This is a genomic window from Pseudomonas sp. LPB0260 (assembly GCF_013388395.1).
This window is the reverse complement of record NZ_CP058247.1, coordinates 2,516,562-2,531,818: the sequence shown is the minus strand read 5'-3', so window position 1 is coordinate 2,531,818 and position 15,257 is coordinate 2,516,562. Positions and strand designations below refer to the sequence as shown.

General features: G+C 65.6%; 13 protein-coding genes. All 13 read right to left on the bottom strand.

Annotated elements, in window-relative coordinates; translation table 11 throughout:
• Window positions 1–8 precede the first annotated feature (8 nt).
• Entirely contained in the window at window positions 9–716 is a 708-nt protein-coding gene (gene ispD / locus LPB260_RS11230) for a 2-C-methyl-D-erythritol 4-phosphate cytidylyltransferase (RefSeq protein ID WP_208708811.1), read from the bottom strand.
• On the bottom strand, window positions 713–991 hold the full coding sequence (ftsB, locus tag LPB260_RS11225; RefSeq protein ID WP_208708810.1) for a cell division protein FtsB: 279 nt from the start codon (window positions 989–991) through the stop codon (window positions 713–715). Before ftsB ends, ispD begins: the two co-directional genes overlap by 4 nt.
• A gap of 65 nt (window positions 992–1,056) precedes the next feature.
• Window positions 1,057–2,346 carry a phosphopyruvate hydratase gene (gene eno / locus LPB260_RS11220; RefSeq protein WP_208708809.1) on the bottom strand — a complete coding sequence of 430 codons (1,290 nt, stop codon included), beginning with the start codon at window positions 2,344–2,346 and terminating at the stop codon, window positions 1,057–1,059.
• Window positions 2,347–2,489: 143 nt separating this feature from the next.
• Window positions 2,490–3,335: a 3-deoxy-8-phosphooctulonate synthase gene (gene kdsA / locus LPB260_RS11215; RefSeq protein WP_208708808.1), complete on the bottom strand. Its 846-nt coding sequence runs from the start codon at window positions 3,333–3,335 to the stop codon at window positions 2,490–2,492.
• A gap of 4 nt (window positions 3,336–3,339) precedes the next feature.
• On the bottom strand, window positions 3,340–4,971 hold the full coding sequence (locus LPB260_RS11210; RefSeq protein WP_208708807.1) for a CTP synthase: 1,632 nt from the start codon (window positions 4,969–4,971) through the stop codon (window positions 3,340–3,342).
• Between the two features lie 181 nt (window positions 4,972–5,152).
• Entirely contained in the window at window positions 5,153–6,469 is a 1,317-nt protein-coding gene (tilS, locus tag LPB260_RS11205; protein WP_208708806.1) for a tRNA lysidine(34) synthetase TilS, read from the bottom strand.
• Window positions 6,470–7,420 carry an acetyl-CoA carboxylase carboxyl transferase subunit alpha gene (accA, locus tag LPB260_RS11200; protein ID WP_208708805.1) on the bottom strand — a complete coding sequence of 317 codons (951 nt, stop codon included), beginning with the start codon at window positions 7,418–7,420 and terminating at the stop codon, window positions 6,470–6,472.
• A 135-nt stretch (window positions 7,421–7,555) separates the two neighbouring features.
• On the bottom strand, window positions 7,556–11,074 hold the full coding sequence (gene dnaE / locus LPB260_RS11195) for a DNA polymerase III subunit alpha (RefSeq protein WP_208708804.1): 3,519 nt from the start codon (window positions 11,072–11,074) through the stop codon (window positions 7,556–7,558).
• A 129-nt stretch (window positions 11,075–11,203) separates the two neighbouring features.
• The gene (gene rnhB, locus LPB260_RS11190; protein ID WP_208708803.1) at window positions 11,204–11,800 is read right to left on the bottom strand and encodes a ribonuclease HII; all 597 of its coding nucleotides are present in this window, start codon (window positions 11,798–11,800) and stop codon (window positions 11,204–11,206) included.
• Complete coding sequence (gene lpxB / locus LPB260_RS11185) at window positions 11,800–12,933, bottom strand: lipid-A-disaccharide synthase (RefSeq protein ID WP_208708802.1); 1,134 nt, start codon at window positions 12,931–12,933, stop codon at window positions 11,800–11,802. Before lpxB ends, rnhB begins: the two co-directional genes overlap by 1 nt.
• 3 nt (window positions 12,934–12,936) lie before the next feature.
• The gene (gene lpxA, locus LPB260_RS11180) at window positions 12,937–13,713 is read right to left on the bottom strand and encodes an acyl-ACP--UDP-N-acetylglucosamine O-acyltransferase (protein WP_208708801.1); all 777 of its coding nucleotides are present in this window, start codon (window positions 13,711–13,713) and stop codon (window positions 12,937–12,939) included.
• Window positions 13,710–14,150: a 3-hydroxyacyl-ACP dehydratase FabZ gene (fabZ, locus tag LPB260_RS11175; RefSeq protein WP_208708800.1), complete on the bottom strand. Its 441-nt coding sequence runs from the start codon at window positions 14,148–14,150 to the stop codon at window positions 13,710–13,712. Before fabZ ends, lpxA begins: the two co-directional genes overlap by 4 nt.
• Window positions 14,151–14,198: 48 nt before the next feature.
• Window positions 14,199–15,257, bottom strand: a complete 1,059-nt coding sequence (gene lpxD, locus LPB260_RS11170) for a UDP-3-O-(3-hydroxymyristoyl)glucosamine N-acyltransferase (RefSeq protein WP_208708799.1) — start codon at window positions 15,255–15,257, stop codon at window positions 14,199–14,201.

Here is a 15,257-nt window from a genome sequence, read left to right as displayed (position 1 = left end):
AGCGGCGCTTAGGCTTTACGCCAGAGCAGCGCCAGGCTCTGCAGGTCTTCCGGACGAGTGACCTTGAGATTGTCGGCCCGCCCCTCGATCAGCCGCGGTGCGCAACCGGCCCACTCGATGGCCGACGCCTCGTCGGTGATCGCCACGCCGGACACCAGGGCGTCGGCCAGGGCCCGGTGCAACTGGCCGAGACGGAACATCTGCGGGGTGTAGGCCTGCCAGATCGGCGCACGATCGACGGTTTCCTGCACCCGGCCATCGGCACCGGCGCGCTTGAGGGTGTCGCGCGCCGGCACCGCCAGCAGGCCGCCGACCGGATCATCGGCCAGTTCGCCGAGCAGGCGATCGAGATCGCCGCGCGACAGGTTGGGCCGCGCGGCGTCGTGCACCAGCACCCAATCCTGCTCCTGGGCACCCAGCTCGGCCAGACGGCGCAGGCCGCCCAGCACCGAGTCGGCACGCTCGCGGCCACCGTCGGCGCGCTGAATGCGCGCATCGGCGGCGCACGCCAGGGTCGGCCAGTAGGGATCGTCACTGGCCAGGCTGACCACCAGCCCACGCAGCTGCGGATGATCGAGAAAGCAGGCCAGGGTGTGTTCGAGAATGGTCCGACCGGCCAGCTCCAGATACTGCTTGGGGCGGTCGGCGCGCATCCGGCTGCCAACCCCGGCAGCCGGAATCAGCGCCCAGAAGGGCGGCGGGCTGAAAGCAGTCATTCGGTCAGCTGAAAGAGGGTCTCACCCTCTTTGACCATGCCCAACTCGTGGCGGGCGCGCTCCTCGACGGTTTCCATGCCTTTCTTCAGCTCCAGCACCTCGGCCTCGAGGATGCGGTTGCGCTCCAGCAGGCGCTGGTTCTCGCCTTGCTGATCGGCGATCTGCTGCTTCAGGTCGGCGACCTGGGCCAGGCTGCCATCACCGACCCACAGGCGGTACTGCAAGCCGGCGAGCAGCAGGACCAGTACCAGCCACAACCAATAGGGGCTACGCATAGAGGAAAAGGTATCCGAACGAAAAAGGGGCGACTCGCGCCGCCCCTCTTTTACCACGACTGAGTTCAACCACGGAACTCGGCGCGACCACGATAGACCGCCTTGCCCGCCAGCTGCTCTTCGATGCGCAGCAGCTGGTTGTACTTGGACACGCGATCGGAGCGGCACAGCGAGCCGGTCTTGATCTGCCCGGCGGCGGTGCCCACGGCGAGATCCGCGATGGTGCTGTCTTCGGTCTCACCGGAGCGGTGCGAGATCACCGCGGTGTAGCCAGCGGCCTTGGCCATCTGGATGGCTTCGAGGGTCTCGGTCAGCGAGCCGATCTGGTTGAACTTGATCAGGATCGAGTTGGCGATGGACTCGTCGATACCGCGCTTGAGGATCTTGGTGTTGGTGACAAACAGGTCGTCGCCGACCAGCTGCACCTTGGCGCCGATCTTGTCGGTCAGCACCTTCCAGCCGGCCCAGTCGGACTCGTCCATGCCGTCTTCGATGGAGATGATCGGGTAACGCTGGGACAGGCCGGCCAGGTAGTCGGCGAAACCGGCGGCGTCGAACACCTTGCCTTCGCCGGCCAGGTCATACTGGCCGTTCTTGTAGAACTCGCTGGAAGCGCAGTCCAGGGCCAGGGTGACGTCGTCGCCCAGCTTGTAGCCGGCATTGGCCACGGCTTCGGCGATGGCCGCCAGGGCGTCCTCGTTGGAGGCCAGGTTCGGCGCGAAGCCGCCCTCGTCGCCCACCGAGGTGCTCAGGCCACGCGCCTTGAGCACGGCCTTGAGGTGATGGAAGATCTCGGTGCCCATGCGCAGGGCGTCGGAGAAGGTCTTGGCGCCGACCGGCTGAACCATGAACTCCTGGATATCGACGTTGTTATCGGCGTGCTCACCGCCGTTGATGATGTTCATCATCGGCACCGGCATGGAGTACTGGCCCGGCGTACCGTTGAGGTCGGCGATGTGCGCGTACAGCGGCACGCCCTTGGCCTGGGCGGCAGCCTTGGCAGCGGCCAGGGACACGGCGAGGATGGCGTTGGCGCCCAGGCTGGCCTTGTTCTCGGTACCGTCGAGCTCGATCATCGCGCGGTCCAGGGCCTGCTGGTCAACAGCATCTTTGCCAAGCAGCAGGTCACGGATCGGACCGTTGATATTGGCCACGGCCTTGAGCACGCCCTTGCCCAGGTAACGGCTCTTGTCGCCATCACGCAGCTCCAGCGCTTCGCGCGAACCGGTGGAGGCACCGGACGGCGCACAGGCGCTGCCGATGATGCCGCCCTCGAGGATCACATCGGCTTCCACGGTCGGGTTGCCACGGGAGTCGAGAACCTCACGGCCTTTGATGTCGACGATCTTTGCCATTGCGTTGAGCACTCCAAAAGTTGACGAAAGGGTAGCGCCGGACTGGACAGCCATTGCCCGTTGCCAAATGGACAGACGAGAAAATTGTACCGGCTAACAAACAAAACTGTATACAACTAGCGACTTAGCGGGAAACCACCGCGTCAGGCAGTCTCGATCGGCGCGAAGCTCTTGACCAGATCATCCAGCTGCTTGAGCTGGGTGAGGAACGGCTCCAGCTTGTCCAGGCGCAACGCGCAGGGGCCGTCGCACTTGGCGTTGTCCGGATCCGGATGGGCCTCGAGGAACAGGCCGGCCAGGCCCTGGCTCATGCCCGCCTTGGCCAGGTCGGTGACCTGGCCACGCCGCCCTGCGGCGGAGTCGGCGCGGCCGCCGGGCATCTGCAAGGCATGGGTGACATCGAAGAACACCGGATAGTCGAACTGCTTCATGATGCCGAAGCCGAGCATGTCCACCACTAGGTTGTTGTAGCCGAACGAGGTGCCGCGCTCGCAGAGGATCAGCTGGTCGTTGCCGGCTTCCACGCACTTGGCCAGGATGTGCTTCATCTCCTGGGGCGCGAGGAACTGGGCTTTCTTTATGTTGACCACCGCGCCGGTCTTGGCCATGGCCACCACCAGGTCGGTCTGCCGCGAGAGGAAGGCCGGCAGCTGGATGATGTCGCAGATCTCGGCGACCGGCTGCGCCTGATGGGGCTCGTGCACGTCGGTGATCACCGGCACGCCGAAGGTCTTCTTCACTTCTTCGAAGATCTTCAGCCCCTCGTCCAGGCCCGGGCCACGGAACGAGGCCACCGAAGAACGGTTGGCCTTGTCGAAGCTGGCCTTGAACACGTAGGGAATACCGAGTTTCTCGGTGACCCGCACGTATTCCTCGCAGGCCTGCATGGCCAGATCACGCGACTCGAGGACGTTGATGCCGCCGAACAGCACCATGGGCTTGTCGTTGGCGATCTCGATCGCGCCGACGCGAATAGTCTTCTGCGTCATATCCTCAGGCCTTCTTTGCTTGCTGCGCCAGCGCGGCATTGACGAAGCCACTGAACAGCGGGTGGCCGTCACGCGGCGTCGAGGTGAACTCGGGGTGGAACTGGCAGGCGACGAACCACGGGTGATCCGGCGCCTCGACCACTTCCACCAGCGCGCCGTCGCCGGAGCGCCCGGTGACCTTGAGGCCCGCCTCGATCAGCTGCGGCAGCAGGTTGTTGTTGACCTCATAGCGATGACGATGGCGCTCGACGATCACATCCTGGCCGTAGCACTCACGCACCTGGGAGCCGCTTTCCAGCTGGCAATCCTGGGCGCCCAGGCGCATGGTGCCGCCGAGGTCGGAGGCTTCGGTGCGCTGCTCGGTGGCGCCGGTGGCGTCCTGCCACTCGGTGATCAGGCCGACCACCGGATGACCGCTGCCGCTGTCGAACTCAGTGGAGTTGGCGTCCTGCCAGCCCAGCACGTTGCGGGCGAACTCGATCACCGCGACCTGCATGCCGAGGCAGATGCCGAGGTAGGGAATCTTGTTCTCACGGGCAAACTGCACGGTCTTGATCTTGCCTTCCACGCCACGCAGGCCGAAGCCACCCGGGACCAGGATGGCATCGGCGCCTTCCAGCAGCGAGGTGCCCTGGTTCTCGATGTCTTCGGAGTCGATATAGCGCAGGTTGACCTTGGTGCGGTTCTGGATGCCGGCATGGCTCATCGCCTCGATCAGCGACTTGTAGGCATCCAGCAGCTCCATGTACTTGCCGACCATGGCGATGTTCACTTCACGCTCGGGGTTGAGCTTGGCGTCGACCACGCGGTCCCACTCGGACAGGTCGGCACCGCCGCAGTCCAGACCGAAACGCTCGACGACGAAGTCATCCAGGCCCTGGGCATGCAGCACCGACGGGATCTTGTAGATGGTGTCGACGTCTTCCAGGCTGATCACCGCACGCTCTTCGACGTTGGTGAACAGGGCGATCTTGCGCCGCGAAGAAACATCGACCGGATGATCGGAGCGGCACACCAGCACGTCCGGCTGCAGGCCGATGGAGCGCAGCTCCTTCACCGAATGCTGGGTCGGCTTGGTCTTGGTCTCGCCGGCAGTGGCGATGTACGGCACCAGGGTCAGGTGCATCAGCATGGCGCGCTTGGCGCCCACCTCCACGCGCAGCTGGCGGATGGCCTCGAGGAACGGCTGCGACTCGATGTCGCCGACCGTACCGCCGATCTCGACCATGGCCACGTCGGCATCGCCGGCGCCCTTGATGATGCGGCGCTTGATCTCGTCGGTGATGTGCGGAATGACCTGAATGGTGGCGCCCAGGTAATCACCACGGCGCTCCTTGCGCAGCACGTCTTCGTAGACGCGGCCGGTGGTGAAGTTGTTGTTCTGGGTCATGGTGGTGCGGATGAACCGCTCGTAGTGGCCCAGGTCGAGGTCGGTCTCGGCGCCGTCGTGGGTGACGAACACCTCGCCGTGCTGGAACGGGCTCATGGTGCCCGGATCGACGTTGATATAGGGGTCCAGCTTGAGCATCGTGACCTTCAGGCCCCGCGCCTCCAGGATGGCCGCCAATGAAGCCGAGGCAATGCCTTTCCCCAAAGAAGAAACAACACCACCCGTGACGAAGATGTAGCGCGTCATGAAAAACCCTAGAAGTCTGCGTTTAAGCGGTCAGCGCCGCCGGGGAAAGCGAAGGAAAGCCGAAGCTCCAATCACGGAATTGCCGCAATTGGCAAGCCATCACCAACTCCGGTTTTCGCGAGGAAAGGGAGTCAGCAAAAGCTCTGATAAGACGGGAGCGTAGTCTACCGGAAAGGCCTTATCAGCTCAAACCCGGATCGCAGGATGGCGGCTGCCAACTGAGCCGCCACTGGCCGTCGAGCGGTCCGTCCAGTCCGGGCAGATTGGCCACCGCCCGCACCTCGCCGTCGCACAGCAGCAGCGGCAGGCGCGAACGGACGAAGGCCGGCACCTGGCGCTCATTGAGCAGGCGCTTGAGATCTCGATGGCCGCGACCAGGCAGATTCATCACCTCGCCCCCCTGGCGATAGGCCAGGCGCCACTGGCCTGCGCCGCCCAGGCTGCCATCGATACGCACACAGCCATTACCCGGCAGCGCCAGCGCTTGATTGATCTGCGGCACGACAGGAGGCGGTGCTGGCGCTCTCAGCCAGTCAGCGGAAAGCCACCACAGCCGCTCGTCGGCACGACGCAGCTCGCCGCTCGCCAGGCGCCAGATCGGCGCCGCGTCGCCGGCCGCCGAGAGCAGCGCGTCCCAGCCGGCCCAGTGCTCGAAATCCGGCATCGGCGTCCGCTCGCGCAGCCAGTAGCGCAGCACGTTGCGCTGGCGCGCCGGGCTCAGGGTGCGCAACGGGGCCAGGGCCAGGCTCGGCAATGGCAGCCAGGTCAATGGACTGGGCGCCAACGCCGGCGCCAGGTCCAGTTGCGCCAGCTCGTCGAGCAGCTGCGCCGACTCCCCCAGCAGCGCGGCACTGCGCGCCATGTTGGCGGCCGCCTGGGGCCAGCGCGCCGCCAGCACCGGCATCACCCGATGTCGCAGGTAGTTGCGCGAAAAGCGTCCATCGGCGTTGGACGGGTCCTCGACCCAGGACAGGCTCTGCTCGGCGGCGTAGGCCTCCAGCTCGGCGCGCGAACAGTGCAGCAGCGGGCGCAGCAACTGCCCCCTCCCCAGCGGGCGGCTTTGTGGCATGCCTCCCAGACCGCGTGTGCCGGCACCGCGCAGCAGGCGAAAGAGCAAGGTTTCGGCCTGATCATCGCGATGCTGGGCGCTCAGCAACACCTCGCCGCCCCCCAGCGCCGCGGCAAAGGCGGCATAACGCGCCTCGCGCGCCGCGCGCTCGAGGCTGGCGCCTGGCTTCACCTCGACCGAGTGGACCTGCAAGGCAATCCCCAGCCGATCGCACACCCGCCGACAATGTGCCGGCCAGGACTCGGCCGCAGTCTGCAGGCCGTGATGGATATGGATGGCGGAAAGTGGCGGAAGGGCCTCGCTTTGCGCGAGCTCGGCCAGCAGATGGAGCAGCACGGTGGAGTCCAGGCCACCGGAAAAGGCCACGCGCCAAGCCGGCGCAGCACGCCAAGGAGCCAGATTCCCCAGCACCTTGGCGTGCAGACTCATTTAGGCGACGCCGTAGCTCATCAGGCGCTCATAGCGACGGGCCAGCAGCTCGGCGGTATCGAGCTTCTTCAGGGTCGCCAGCTGGGCCTTCAGCTCCTGGCGGATCGATTCGGCCGCTGCGACCGGATCGCTGTGGGCGCCGCCCAGGGGCTCGGCGATGACCTTGTCGACGATGCCCAGGCCCTTAAGGCGCTCGGCGGTGATGCCCATGGCCTCGGCGGCATCCGGCGCTTTCTCCGCGGTTTTCCACAGGATCGAGGCGCAACCTTCCGGGGAAATCACCGAGTAGGTCGAGTACTGCAGCATGTTCAGGCGGTCGCACACGCCGATCGCCAGGGCGCCGCCGGAACCGCCTTCACCGATCACGGTGGCGATGATCGGGGTCTTCAGCCGCGCCATCACGCGCAGGTTCCAGGCGATGGCCTCGCTCTGCCCGCGCTCTTCGGCGTCGATACCCGGATAGGCGCCCGGGGTGTCGATGAAGGTGAGGATAGGCATCTTGAAGCGCTCGGCCATCTCCATCAGGCGGCAGGCCTTGCGGTAGCCTTCCGGACGCGGCATGCCGAAGTTGCGCCGCACCTTCTCGCGTACGTCGCGGCCCTTCTGGTGACCGATGACCATCACCGGCTCGCCGTCCAGACGCGCCACGCCACCGACGATCGCGGCATCATCGGAGAAGTGCCGATCGCCGTGCAGTTCATCGAACTCGGTGAAGATGTGCTGCAGATAGTCGAGGGTATAGGGGCGGCGCGGATGACGGGCGAGCTGGGCGATCTGCCAGCTGGTCAGGTTGCCGAAAATGCTTTCGGTCAGGGCGCTGCTCTTGTCCTGCAGGCGGGCGATCTCTTCGTTGATGTTCAACGCGTTGTCGTTACCCACCAAGCGAAGCTCTTCGATCTTGGCTTGCAGGTCGGCGATCGGCTGTTCGAAATCGAGAAAGTTCGGGTTCATAGTCATCCGTCTTGCGTCGACGGCCAAGCGGCCGGGGAGCTGTATCCGTTTCGCGCCCTACCTTAAGGGATCAGGCGCATCGAGGTCGACACCCAATAGTGTGTCGGGCCAACTGGCGAGGCGCGGCCTCGTCTATCAGCGGTAGTGCAGGAAGACGTTGTCTCGCCCGAACTGGTCACGCAATGCCTGAATCAGGCTGTCGGCCGGGTCGATTCGCCAGCTTTCGCCGAACTGCAGCAGCGCCTTGGCCTCCTCGCCAGTGTAATCGAGGGTGATCGGGCAGGCGCCGCGATGACGGCTGCACAGCTCGGCCAGCCAGCGCAGGCGATCGCCCTTGAGGGTCGCGCTGGCGACCTTCAGGCGCAGGCTTTCGGCCAGGCCGGTGCGCGCCTCCTCCAGGCTCATCACCCGCTTGGCACGCAGGCGCAGGCCGCCGGAGAAGTCGTCGTTGCTCACCTCGCCCTCGACCACCACCAGGGCGTCGGTCTGCAGCAGCGCCTGGGCGCCGGCGAAGGCGTCGGCGAACAGCGAGGCCTCGATCCGTCCGGAGCGGTCGTCGAGGGTGATGAAGCCCATCTTGTCGCCCTTCTTGTTCTTCATCACCCGCAGGGCGACGATCAGCCCGGCCACCGTCTGACTGTCACGGGCCGGCTTGAGGTCGACGATGCGCTGGCGGGCGAATCGGCGCACCTCGCCTTCGTACTCGTCGATCGGGTGACCGGTCAGGTACAGGCCGAGGGTTTCCTTCTCGCCCTTCAGGCGCTCCTTGAGGGTCAGCTCGCGGGCCTTGAGATGGTTGGCGTAGACATCGGTCTCGGCATCGGCGAAGACCCCGCCGAACAGGTCCATGTGGCCGCTGTCGTGGCTGCGCGCGGTCTGCTCGGCGGCCTGCACCGCCTCCTCCATGGCCGCCAGCAGCACCGCGCGGTTGCGATCGATGTTGGCGTGGTAGGCCTTGATCTCGTCATGGAAATGCGGACCCAGGCGATCCAGCGCGCCGCTGCGGATCAGCGCCTCGAGGGTGCGCTTGTTGATGCGCTTGAGGTCGACCCGCGAACAGAAATCGAACAGATCCTTGAACGGGCCGTCGCGACGCGACTCGACGATGGCCTCCACCGGTCCCTCGCCGACGCCCTTGATGGCGCCCAGGCCGTAGACGATACGGCCGTCCTCATTGACCGTAAACTTGAAGTCCGAGGTGTTCACGTCCGGCGCGTCGAGGCGCAGCTTCATGCTGCGGCACTCCTCGATCAGGGTCACCACCTTGTCGGTGTTGTGCATATCCGCCGAGAGCACCGCGGCCATGAACGGCGCCGGGTGATGGGCCTTGAGCCAGGCGGTCTGGTAGGAGACCAGGCCGTAGGCGGCCGAGTGCGATTTGTTGAAGCCGTAGCCGGCGAACTTTTCCACCAGGTCGAAGATGTTGCCCGCCAGGTCGGCGTCGATGCCGTTGTTGGCGCAGCCCTCGATGAAGCCGCCGCGCTGCTTGGCCATCTCCTCGGGCTTCTTCTTGCCCATGGCACGGCGCAGCATGTCGGCGCCGCCGAGGGTGTAGCCGGCCATGACCTGGGCGATCTGCATCACCTGTTCCTGGTACAGGATGATGCCGTAGGTCGGTGCCAGCACCGGCTTGAGGCCTTCGTACTGGTAGTCCGGGTGCGGGTAGGCCAGCTCGGCGCGGCCGTGCTTGCGGTTGATGAAGTCGTCCACCATGCCCGACTGCAGCGGGCCGGGGCGGAACAGCGCCACCAGGGCGATGAGGTCTTCCAGGCAGTCGGGCTTGAGCTTCTTGATCAGCTCCTTCATGCCGCGCGATTCGAGCTGGAACACCGCGGTGGTCTCGGCCTTCTGCAGCATCTGGAAGGTCGGCTTGTCATCCAGCGGGATGAAGTCGATGTTCAGCGGCTCCAGGCCCTTCTTGGCCTGCTCGCGGTTGATGGTCTCCATCGCCCACTTGATGATGGTCAGGGTACGCAGGCCGAGGAAGTCGAACTTGACCAGGCCGGCGGCCTCGACGTCGTCCTTGTCGAACTGGGTCACCAGGCCGCCGCCCTCTTCATCACAGGCGATCGGCGAGAAGTCGGTGAGCTTGGTCGGCGCGATCACCACACCACCGGCGTGCTTGCCGGTACCGCGGGTGATGCCCTCGAGCTTGAGCGACATCTCCCAGATTTCCGCGGCTTCCTCATCGACCTTGAGGAAGTCACGCAGCGCCTCCTCCTGCTCGTAGGCCTTCTCCAGGGTCATGCCGACCTCGAAGGGAATCATCTTCGACAGGCGATCGGCCAGGCCGTAGGACTTGCCCTGGGCCCGGGCCACGTCGCGGACCACCGCCTTGGCCGCCATGGAGCCGAAGGTGATGATCTGGCTCACCGCGTTGCGCCCGTATTTCTCGGCGACGTAGTCGATCACCCGGTCGCGGCCGTCCATGCAGAAGTCGACGTCGAAGTCGGGCATCGACACCCGCTCGGGGTTGAGGAAGCGCTCGAACAGCAGGTCGTAGGCCAGCGGATCGAGGTCGGTGATCTTCTGCACGTAGGCCACCAGCGAGCCAGCGCCCGACCCCCGCCCAGGACCTACCGGCACGCCGTTGTTCTTCGCCCACTGGATGAAGTCCATAACGATGAGGAAGTAACCGGGGAAACCCATCTGGATGATGATGTCCAGCTCGAAGTTCAGGCGATCGACATAGACCTGCTTCTTCGCCTCGTAGTCCGGCGTGTCCGGCGGCAGCAGCACGGCCAAACGCTCTTCCAGGCCATCGAAGGAGACCTTGCGGAAGTACTCGTCCATGGTCATGCCATCGGGGATCGGGAAGTTCGGCAGGAAGTAGGTGCCGAGCTGGACCTCGATGTTGCAGCGCTTGGCGATCTCCACCGAGTTTTCCAACGCTTCGGGCAGGTCGCTGAACAGCTCCCACATCTCTTCCGGGGTCTTCAGGTACTGCTGGTCCGAATAGGTACGCAGGCGCCGCGGATCGTCCAGGGAGCGGCCTTCGCCGATGCACACGCGGGTCTCGTGGGCGGCGAAGTCTTCCTGCTTGATGAAGCGCACGTCGTTGGTCGCCACCAGGGGCGCACCGAGCCGCTCGCCCAGGGCGACGGCGGCGTGCAGGTGTTCCTCGTCGTTGACCCGGTTGGTGCGCTGCACCTCCAGGTAGAAGCGCCCGGGAAAGACCTCCAGCCACTCGCGCAGCCGCGCCTCGGCCTCAGCCTGATCGCCCTCGAGCAGGGCATGCCCGACCTCGCCCTCCTTCGCCCCGGACAGGGCGATAAGGCCCTCGGAGGCGGCCTTGACCCAGTCGCGCTGGATGATCACCAGGTCGTTGCTCTGCCCCTCCATCCAGCCGCGCGAGATCAGCTCGGTGAGGTTGCGATACCCCTTGGCGTTCATCGCCAGCAGGGTCATGCGGCTCAGGGGGCCGTCCTCGTCGGGACTGGCCAGCCAGATGTCGGCGCCGCAGATCGGCTTGATCCCGGCGCCCATGGCCGCCTTGTAGAACTTAACCAGGGCGCACATGTTGCTCATGTCGGTAATCGCCACCGCCGGCATTCCGGCGCCCGCGGTGGCCTTGATCAGCGGCTTGACCCGCACCAGGCCGTCGACCAGGGAGTACTCGGAATGCAGACGCAGGTGGACGAAGGAAACGGTCATGGCAAGCCTATGCAGAACACGAAAACGACAAGGCCCGGATTGTACCGGGCTCGGGGATAAAGACCAGAGACGCGCAACCCGGCTCAGCTGACCGCAGGCGCCGGGCCCACGACTGGCACGTGGACGCCCTCAGGGCTCCAGCAGCGCGCGAACCGGGGCGAAGGAGCACCGATGTATCGGCGTCGGCCCCAGACGGCGCAGGGCCTCCAGGTGGGTCGGGGTGGGGTAGCCCTTGTGCCCGGCGATGCCGTAGCCGGGGTACTGCAGGTCGAGTTGCTGCATCTCGCGATCACGACTGACCTTGGCCAGGATCGACGCGGCGGCGATCGCCGGCACCTGGCTGTCGCCCTTGACCACGGCGGCGCTGGGCACCTGCAGGTGCGGGCAGCGGTTGCCGTCGATCAGCGCCAGCCTGGGCGTGACGCTCAACCCCTCGACCGCGCGCTGCATGGCCAGCATGGTGGCCTGCAGGATGTTCAGCCGATCGATCTCCTCGACCTCGGCACGGGCGATGCACCAGGCCAAGGCTTTTTCCTGAATCTCCTCGAACAGCCGTTCGCGGCGCGCCTCAGTGAGCTTCTTCGAATCGTTCAGGCCGACTATCGGCCGCAGCGGGTCGAGAATCACCGCCGCGGTGACCACCGCGCCGCACAACGGGCCACGGCCGACCTCGTCGACGCCGGCGACCAGCTCCTGCACCTGGGTGAAATCCAGCCCCAGCTGCATCAGGCGCGTCCGACCAGCTTGAGCACGGCATCGGCGGCCTGGGCCGAGGCGTCACGGCGCAGCGCGCGATGGATCAGGTCGAAGCTTTCGGTCTGCACCTCGCCGTCTTCCAGCAGCGGCGCCACGTGCTGGGCCAGGGCCTCGGGGGTGGCTGCGTCCTGGATCAGCTCGGGCACCAAGAGGCGCTCGGCGAGCAGATTGGGCAATGAGATATAGGGGCTCTTCACCAGGCGCTTGAGTATCCGGTAGGTCAACGGCGCGACCCGGTAGGCCACCACCATCGGCCGCTTGTACAGCAGCGCCTCCAGGGTCGCGGTACCGGAGGCGATCAGCACCGCGTCGCAGGCGGCCAACGCCTCGTGGGAACGGCCGTCGAGCAGGGTCAGAGGCAGGTCCCTGCCTACCAGCATCTGCTCGAGCTGGGCACGCCGCTCGGGACTGGCGCTGGGCAGCACGAAGCGGATACCGGGACGCAGAGCCCGCAGGCGCGAGGCGGCATCGAGGAACAGAGCGCCCAGGCGCGCCACCTCGCCGCCCCGGCTGCCCGGCAGCAGGGCCACCACCGGACCATCGACGGGAAGGTCGAGGGCCAGGCGCGCCGCTGCACGATCGGCGTCCAGGGGGATGGCATCGGCCAGGGGGTGACCGACGAAACGCACCGGCACCTGCTGAGCGTCGTAGAACTGCGCCTCGAAGGGGAACAGGGTCAGCATCAGGTCGCAGCCCTGACGGATCTTCAATACCCGCTTCTGCCGCCAGGCCCAGACCGAGGGGCTGACATAGTGCACGGTCTTGATCCCGGCGCGACGCAGCTTGAGCTCGAGATCGAGGTTGAAGTCCGGGGCATCGATGCCGATGAACACGTCCGGCCTGGCGGCAATCAGATCACGCAGCAGGCGTCGGCGGCGCGCCAGCAACTCCGGCAGGCGGCCGAGCACCTCGACCAGCCCCATCACCGCCAGGCGCTCCATGGGGAAGTAGGACTTCAGCCCCTCGGCTTCCATCCGTGGCCCACCGATGCCGATGAACTCGACCCGAGGATGCCGCGCCTTGAGCGCCTGCATCAGGCCGGCACCGAGAATGTCACCCGAGGCTTCGCCAGCCACCAGTGCGACGCGCAATACCTGAGCCATGGATTAACGGGTGATGCCGCGTTTCGAGGCCTGGATCGAGTCGCGAAACAGCGCGACCTCGGGGAACTGCGCCGAAGGCTCGGCCAGCTCGGCCAGCGCCTGCTCGACCGTCAACCCCTGGCGATACACGGTCTTGTAGGCGCGGCGCAGCGCGGCGATGGCCTCGGTGCTGAAACCGCGACGGCGCATGCCTTCGAAGTTCATGCTGCGTGCCTCGGCGGGGTTGCCGAAGACCGTGACATAGGCCGGCACATCCTTGCCGATGGCCGTGCCCATACCGGAGAAGCTGTGCGCGCCGATATGGCAATACTGATGCACCAGGGTGTAGCCGGAGAGAATCGCCCAGTCGCCGACATGGACGTGCCCGGCCAGGGCGGTGTTGTTCACCAGAATGCAATGGTTGGCAATGACACTGTCGTGGCCGATATGCGCGTAGGCCATGATCAGGTTGTGATCGCCGATGGTGGTTTCGCTGCGATCCTGCACCGTGCCACGGTGGATGCTGACCCCTTCGCGAATCACGTTGTGGTCGCCAATCACCAGGCGCGTGGGTTCGCCCTTGTACTTGAGGTCGGGCGTGTCTTCACCGATCGAGGAAAACTGGAAGATGCGATTGTGCTCGCCGATCCGGGTCGGCCCCTTGAGCACCACATGCGGGCCGATCACCGTGCCCGCGCCGATTTCCACATCGGCGCCGACAATCGACCAGGGACCGACGACCACGTCGTCCGCCAGCTTGGCGCTGGGGTCGATGATGGCGCGAGGGTCAATCAAACTCATAGTTTGCGTTCCGCACAGATGATCTCGGCCGAGCAGACTTCCTTGCCATCGACGGTGGCCTGGCACTCGAACTTCCAGATGCCGCGCTTGGTGCTGAGGAACTTGGCCTCGAGCATCAGCTGGTCACCGGGCACCACGGGCTGGCGGAAGCGCAGCTTGTCCGAGCCGACGAAGTAGTACAGCGTACCATCGGAAGGCCTGGCCCCCATCATCTTGAAACCCAGGATACCGGCGGCCTGGGCCATGGCTTCGATGATCAACACACCAGGCATGATCGGATGCTCGGGAAAATGCCCGTTGAAGAACGGCTCATTGATGCTGACATTCTTATAGGCACGAATGCACTTGCCTTCAACATCCAGCTCGGCGACCCGGTCCACCAGCAGGAAGGGATAGCGATGCGGCAGGTATTCGCGAATTTCGTTGATGTCCATCATGTCCAGAGAAGCCTGTAGTAAAAAGAGGGGAGCCGGCGTCCGCCGGGCTCAGGCATCAGATGAGGCATTGCCGCCCGAGGTCACGGCCGCCAACTGTTTTTCCAGTTCTTTCAGACGCCGTGCCATCTCGTCCAACTGACGAATGCGTGCCGCACTCTTCCTCCATTCCCCGGCCGGCTGCATGGCCGTACCGGAGGAATAGGAGCCAGGTTCGGTGATAGAGCGGGTGACCATGGTCATGCCGGTGACAAACACCCCGTCGCAGACCTCGATATGCCCCACCATGCCCACGCCGCCGGCGATCATGCAGTTCTTGCCGATCTTGGTGCTGCCGGAAATGCCCGCACAGCCGGCCATGGCCGTGTTGTCGCCGATCTGCACGTTGTGCGCGATCATGATCTGGTTATCCAGCTTGACGCCGTTGCCGATCAGGGTGTCGGCCAGCGCGCCGCGGTCGATGGTGGTATTGGCGCCGATCTCGACATCATCGCCGATCAGCACCCCGCCGATCTGCGCGATCTTCTGCCAGACACCCTTCTCGTTGGCGAAGCCGAAGCCCTCGCCGCCGATCACCGCGCCCGACTGGATCACCACCCGCTTGCCGATGCGCACGTCGTGATACAGGGTCACCCGTGGCGCCAGCCAACCGCCCTCACCGATGACCGAACGCGCGCCGACCACGCAGTGCGCGCCCAGGGTCACGCCGGCGCCGATCTGCGCACCGCTTTCGACCACCACGTAGGCGCCGATGCTGGCGCTGGCGTCGATCTGCGCGTCCGCGGCAATCGATGCGGTCGGATGCACGCCGGCGAGCCGCTGCGGCTTGCGGTCGAACAGATGGGAGATCTCGGCGTAGGCCAGGTAGGGATTGGCGACGATCAGGGCGTCGCCGGCGAACCCCTCGGCGTCGGCTGCGGTCAGCAGCACGGCGCCGGCCTGGCAGTCAGCCAGGTACTTGCGGTATTGCGGATTGGCCAGAAAGCTCAGCTGATCCGGGCCGGCTTCCTGCAAGGTCGCCAGGCCACTGATCGGCTTGCCTTCGGCGCCACGCAGGGTAGCGCCCAGGCGCTCGGCCAACTGACCGAGGGTAAAGAGCGGCGCCTTCAT

Bases quoted from the DNA above. Each gene is read 5' to 3' on its own strand.
- accA (WP_208708805.1), bottom strand. From the start codon at position 7,420: ATGAACCCGAACTTTCTCGATTTCGAACAGCCGATCGCCGACCTGCAA.
- lpxB (WP_208708802.1), bottom strand. From the start codon at position 12,933: ATGGCTCAGGTATTGCGCGTCGCACTGGTGGCTGGCGAAGCCTCGGGT.
- lpxD (WP_208708799.1), bottom strand. From the start codon at position 15,257: ATGAAGGCGCCGCTCTTTACCCTCGGTCAGTTGGCCGAGCGCCTGGGC.
- fabZ (WP_208708800.1), bottom strand. From the start codon at position 14,150: ATGATGGACATCAACGAAATTCGCGAATACCTGCCGCATCGCTATCCC.
- rnhB (WP_208708803.1), bottom strand. From the start codon at position 11,800: ATGCAGCTGGGGCTGGATTTCACCCAGGTGCAGGAGCTGGTCGCCGGC.
- ispD (WP_208708811.1), bottom strand. From the start codon at position 716: ATGACTGCTTTCAGCCCGCCGCCCTTCTGGGCGCTGATTCCGGCTGCC.
- lpxA (WP_208708801.1), bottom strand. From the start codon at position 13,713: ATGAGTTTGATTGACCCTCGCGCCATCATCGACCCCAGCGCCAAGCTG.
- dnaE (WP_208708804.1), bottom strand. From the start codon at position 11,074: ATGACCGTTTCCTTCGTCCACCTGCGTCTGCATTCCGAGTACTCCCTG.
- eno (WP_208708809.1), bottom strand. From the start codon at position 2,346: ATGGCAAAGATCGTCGACATCAAAGGCCGTGAGGTTCTCGACTCCCGT.
- tilS (WP_208708806.1), bottom strand. From the start codon at position 6,469: ATGAGTCTGCACGCCAAGGTGCTGGGGAATCTGGCTCCTTGGCGTGCT.
- kdsA (WP_208708808.1), bottom strand. From the start codon at position 3,335: ATGACGCAGAAGACTATTCGCGTCGGCGCGATCGAGATCGCCAACGAC.
- ftsB (WP_208708810.1), bottom strand. From the start codon at position 991: ATGCGTAGCCCCTATTGGTTGTGGCTGGTACTGGTCCTGCTGCTCGCC.
- LPB260_RS11210 (WP_208708807.1), bottom strand. From the start codon at position 4,971: ATGACGCGCTACATCTTCGTCACGGGTGGTGTTGTTTCTTCTTTGGGG.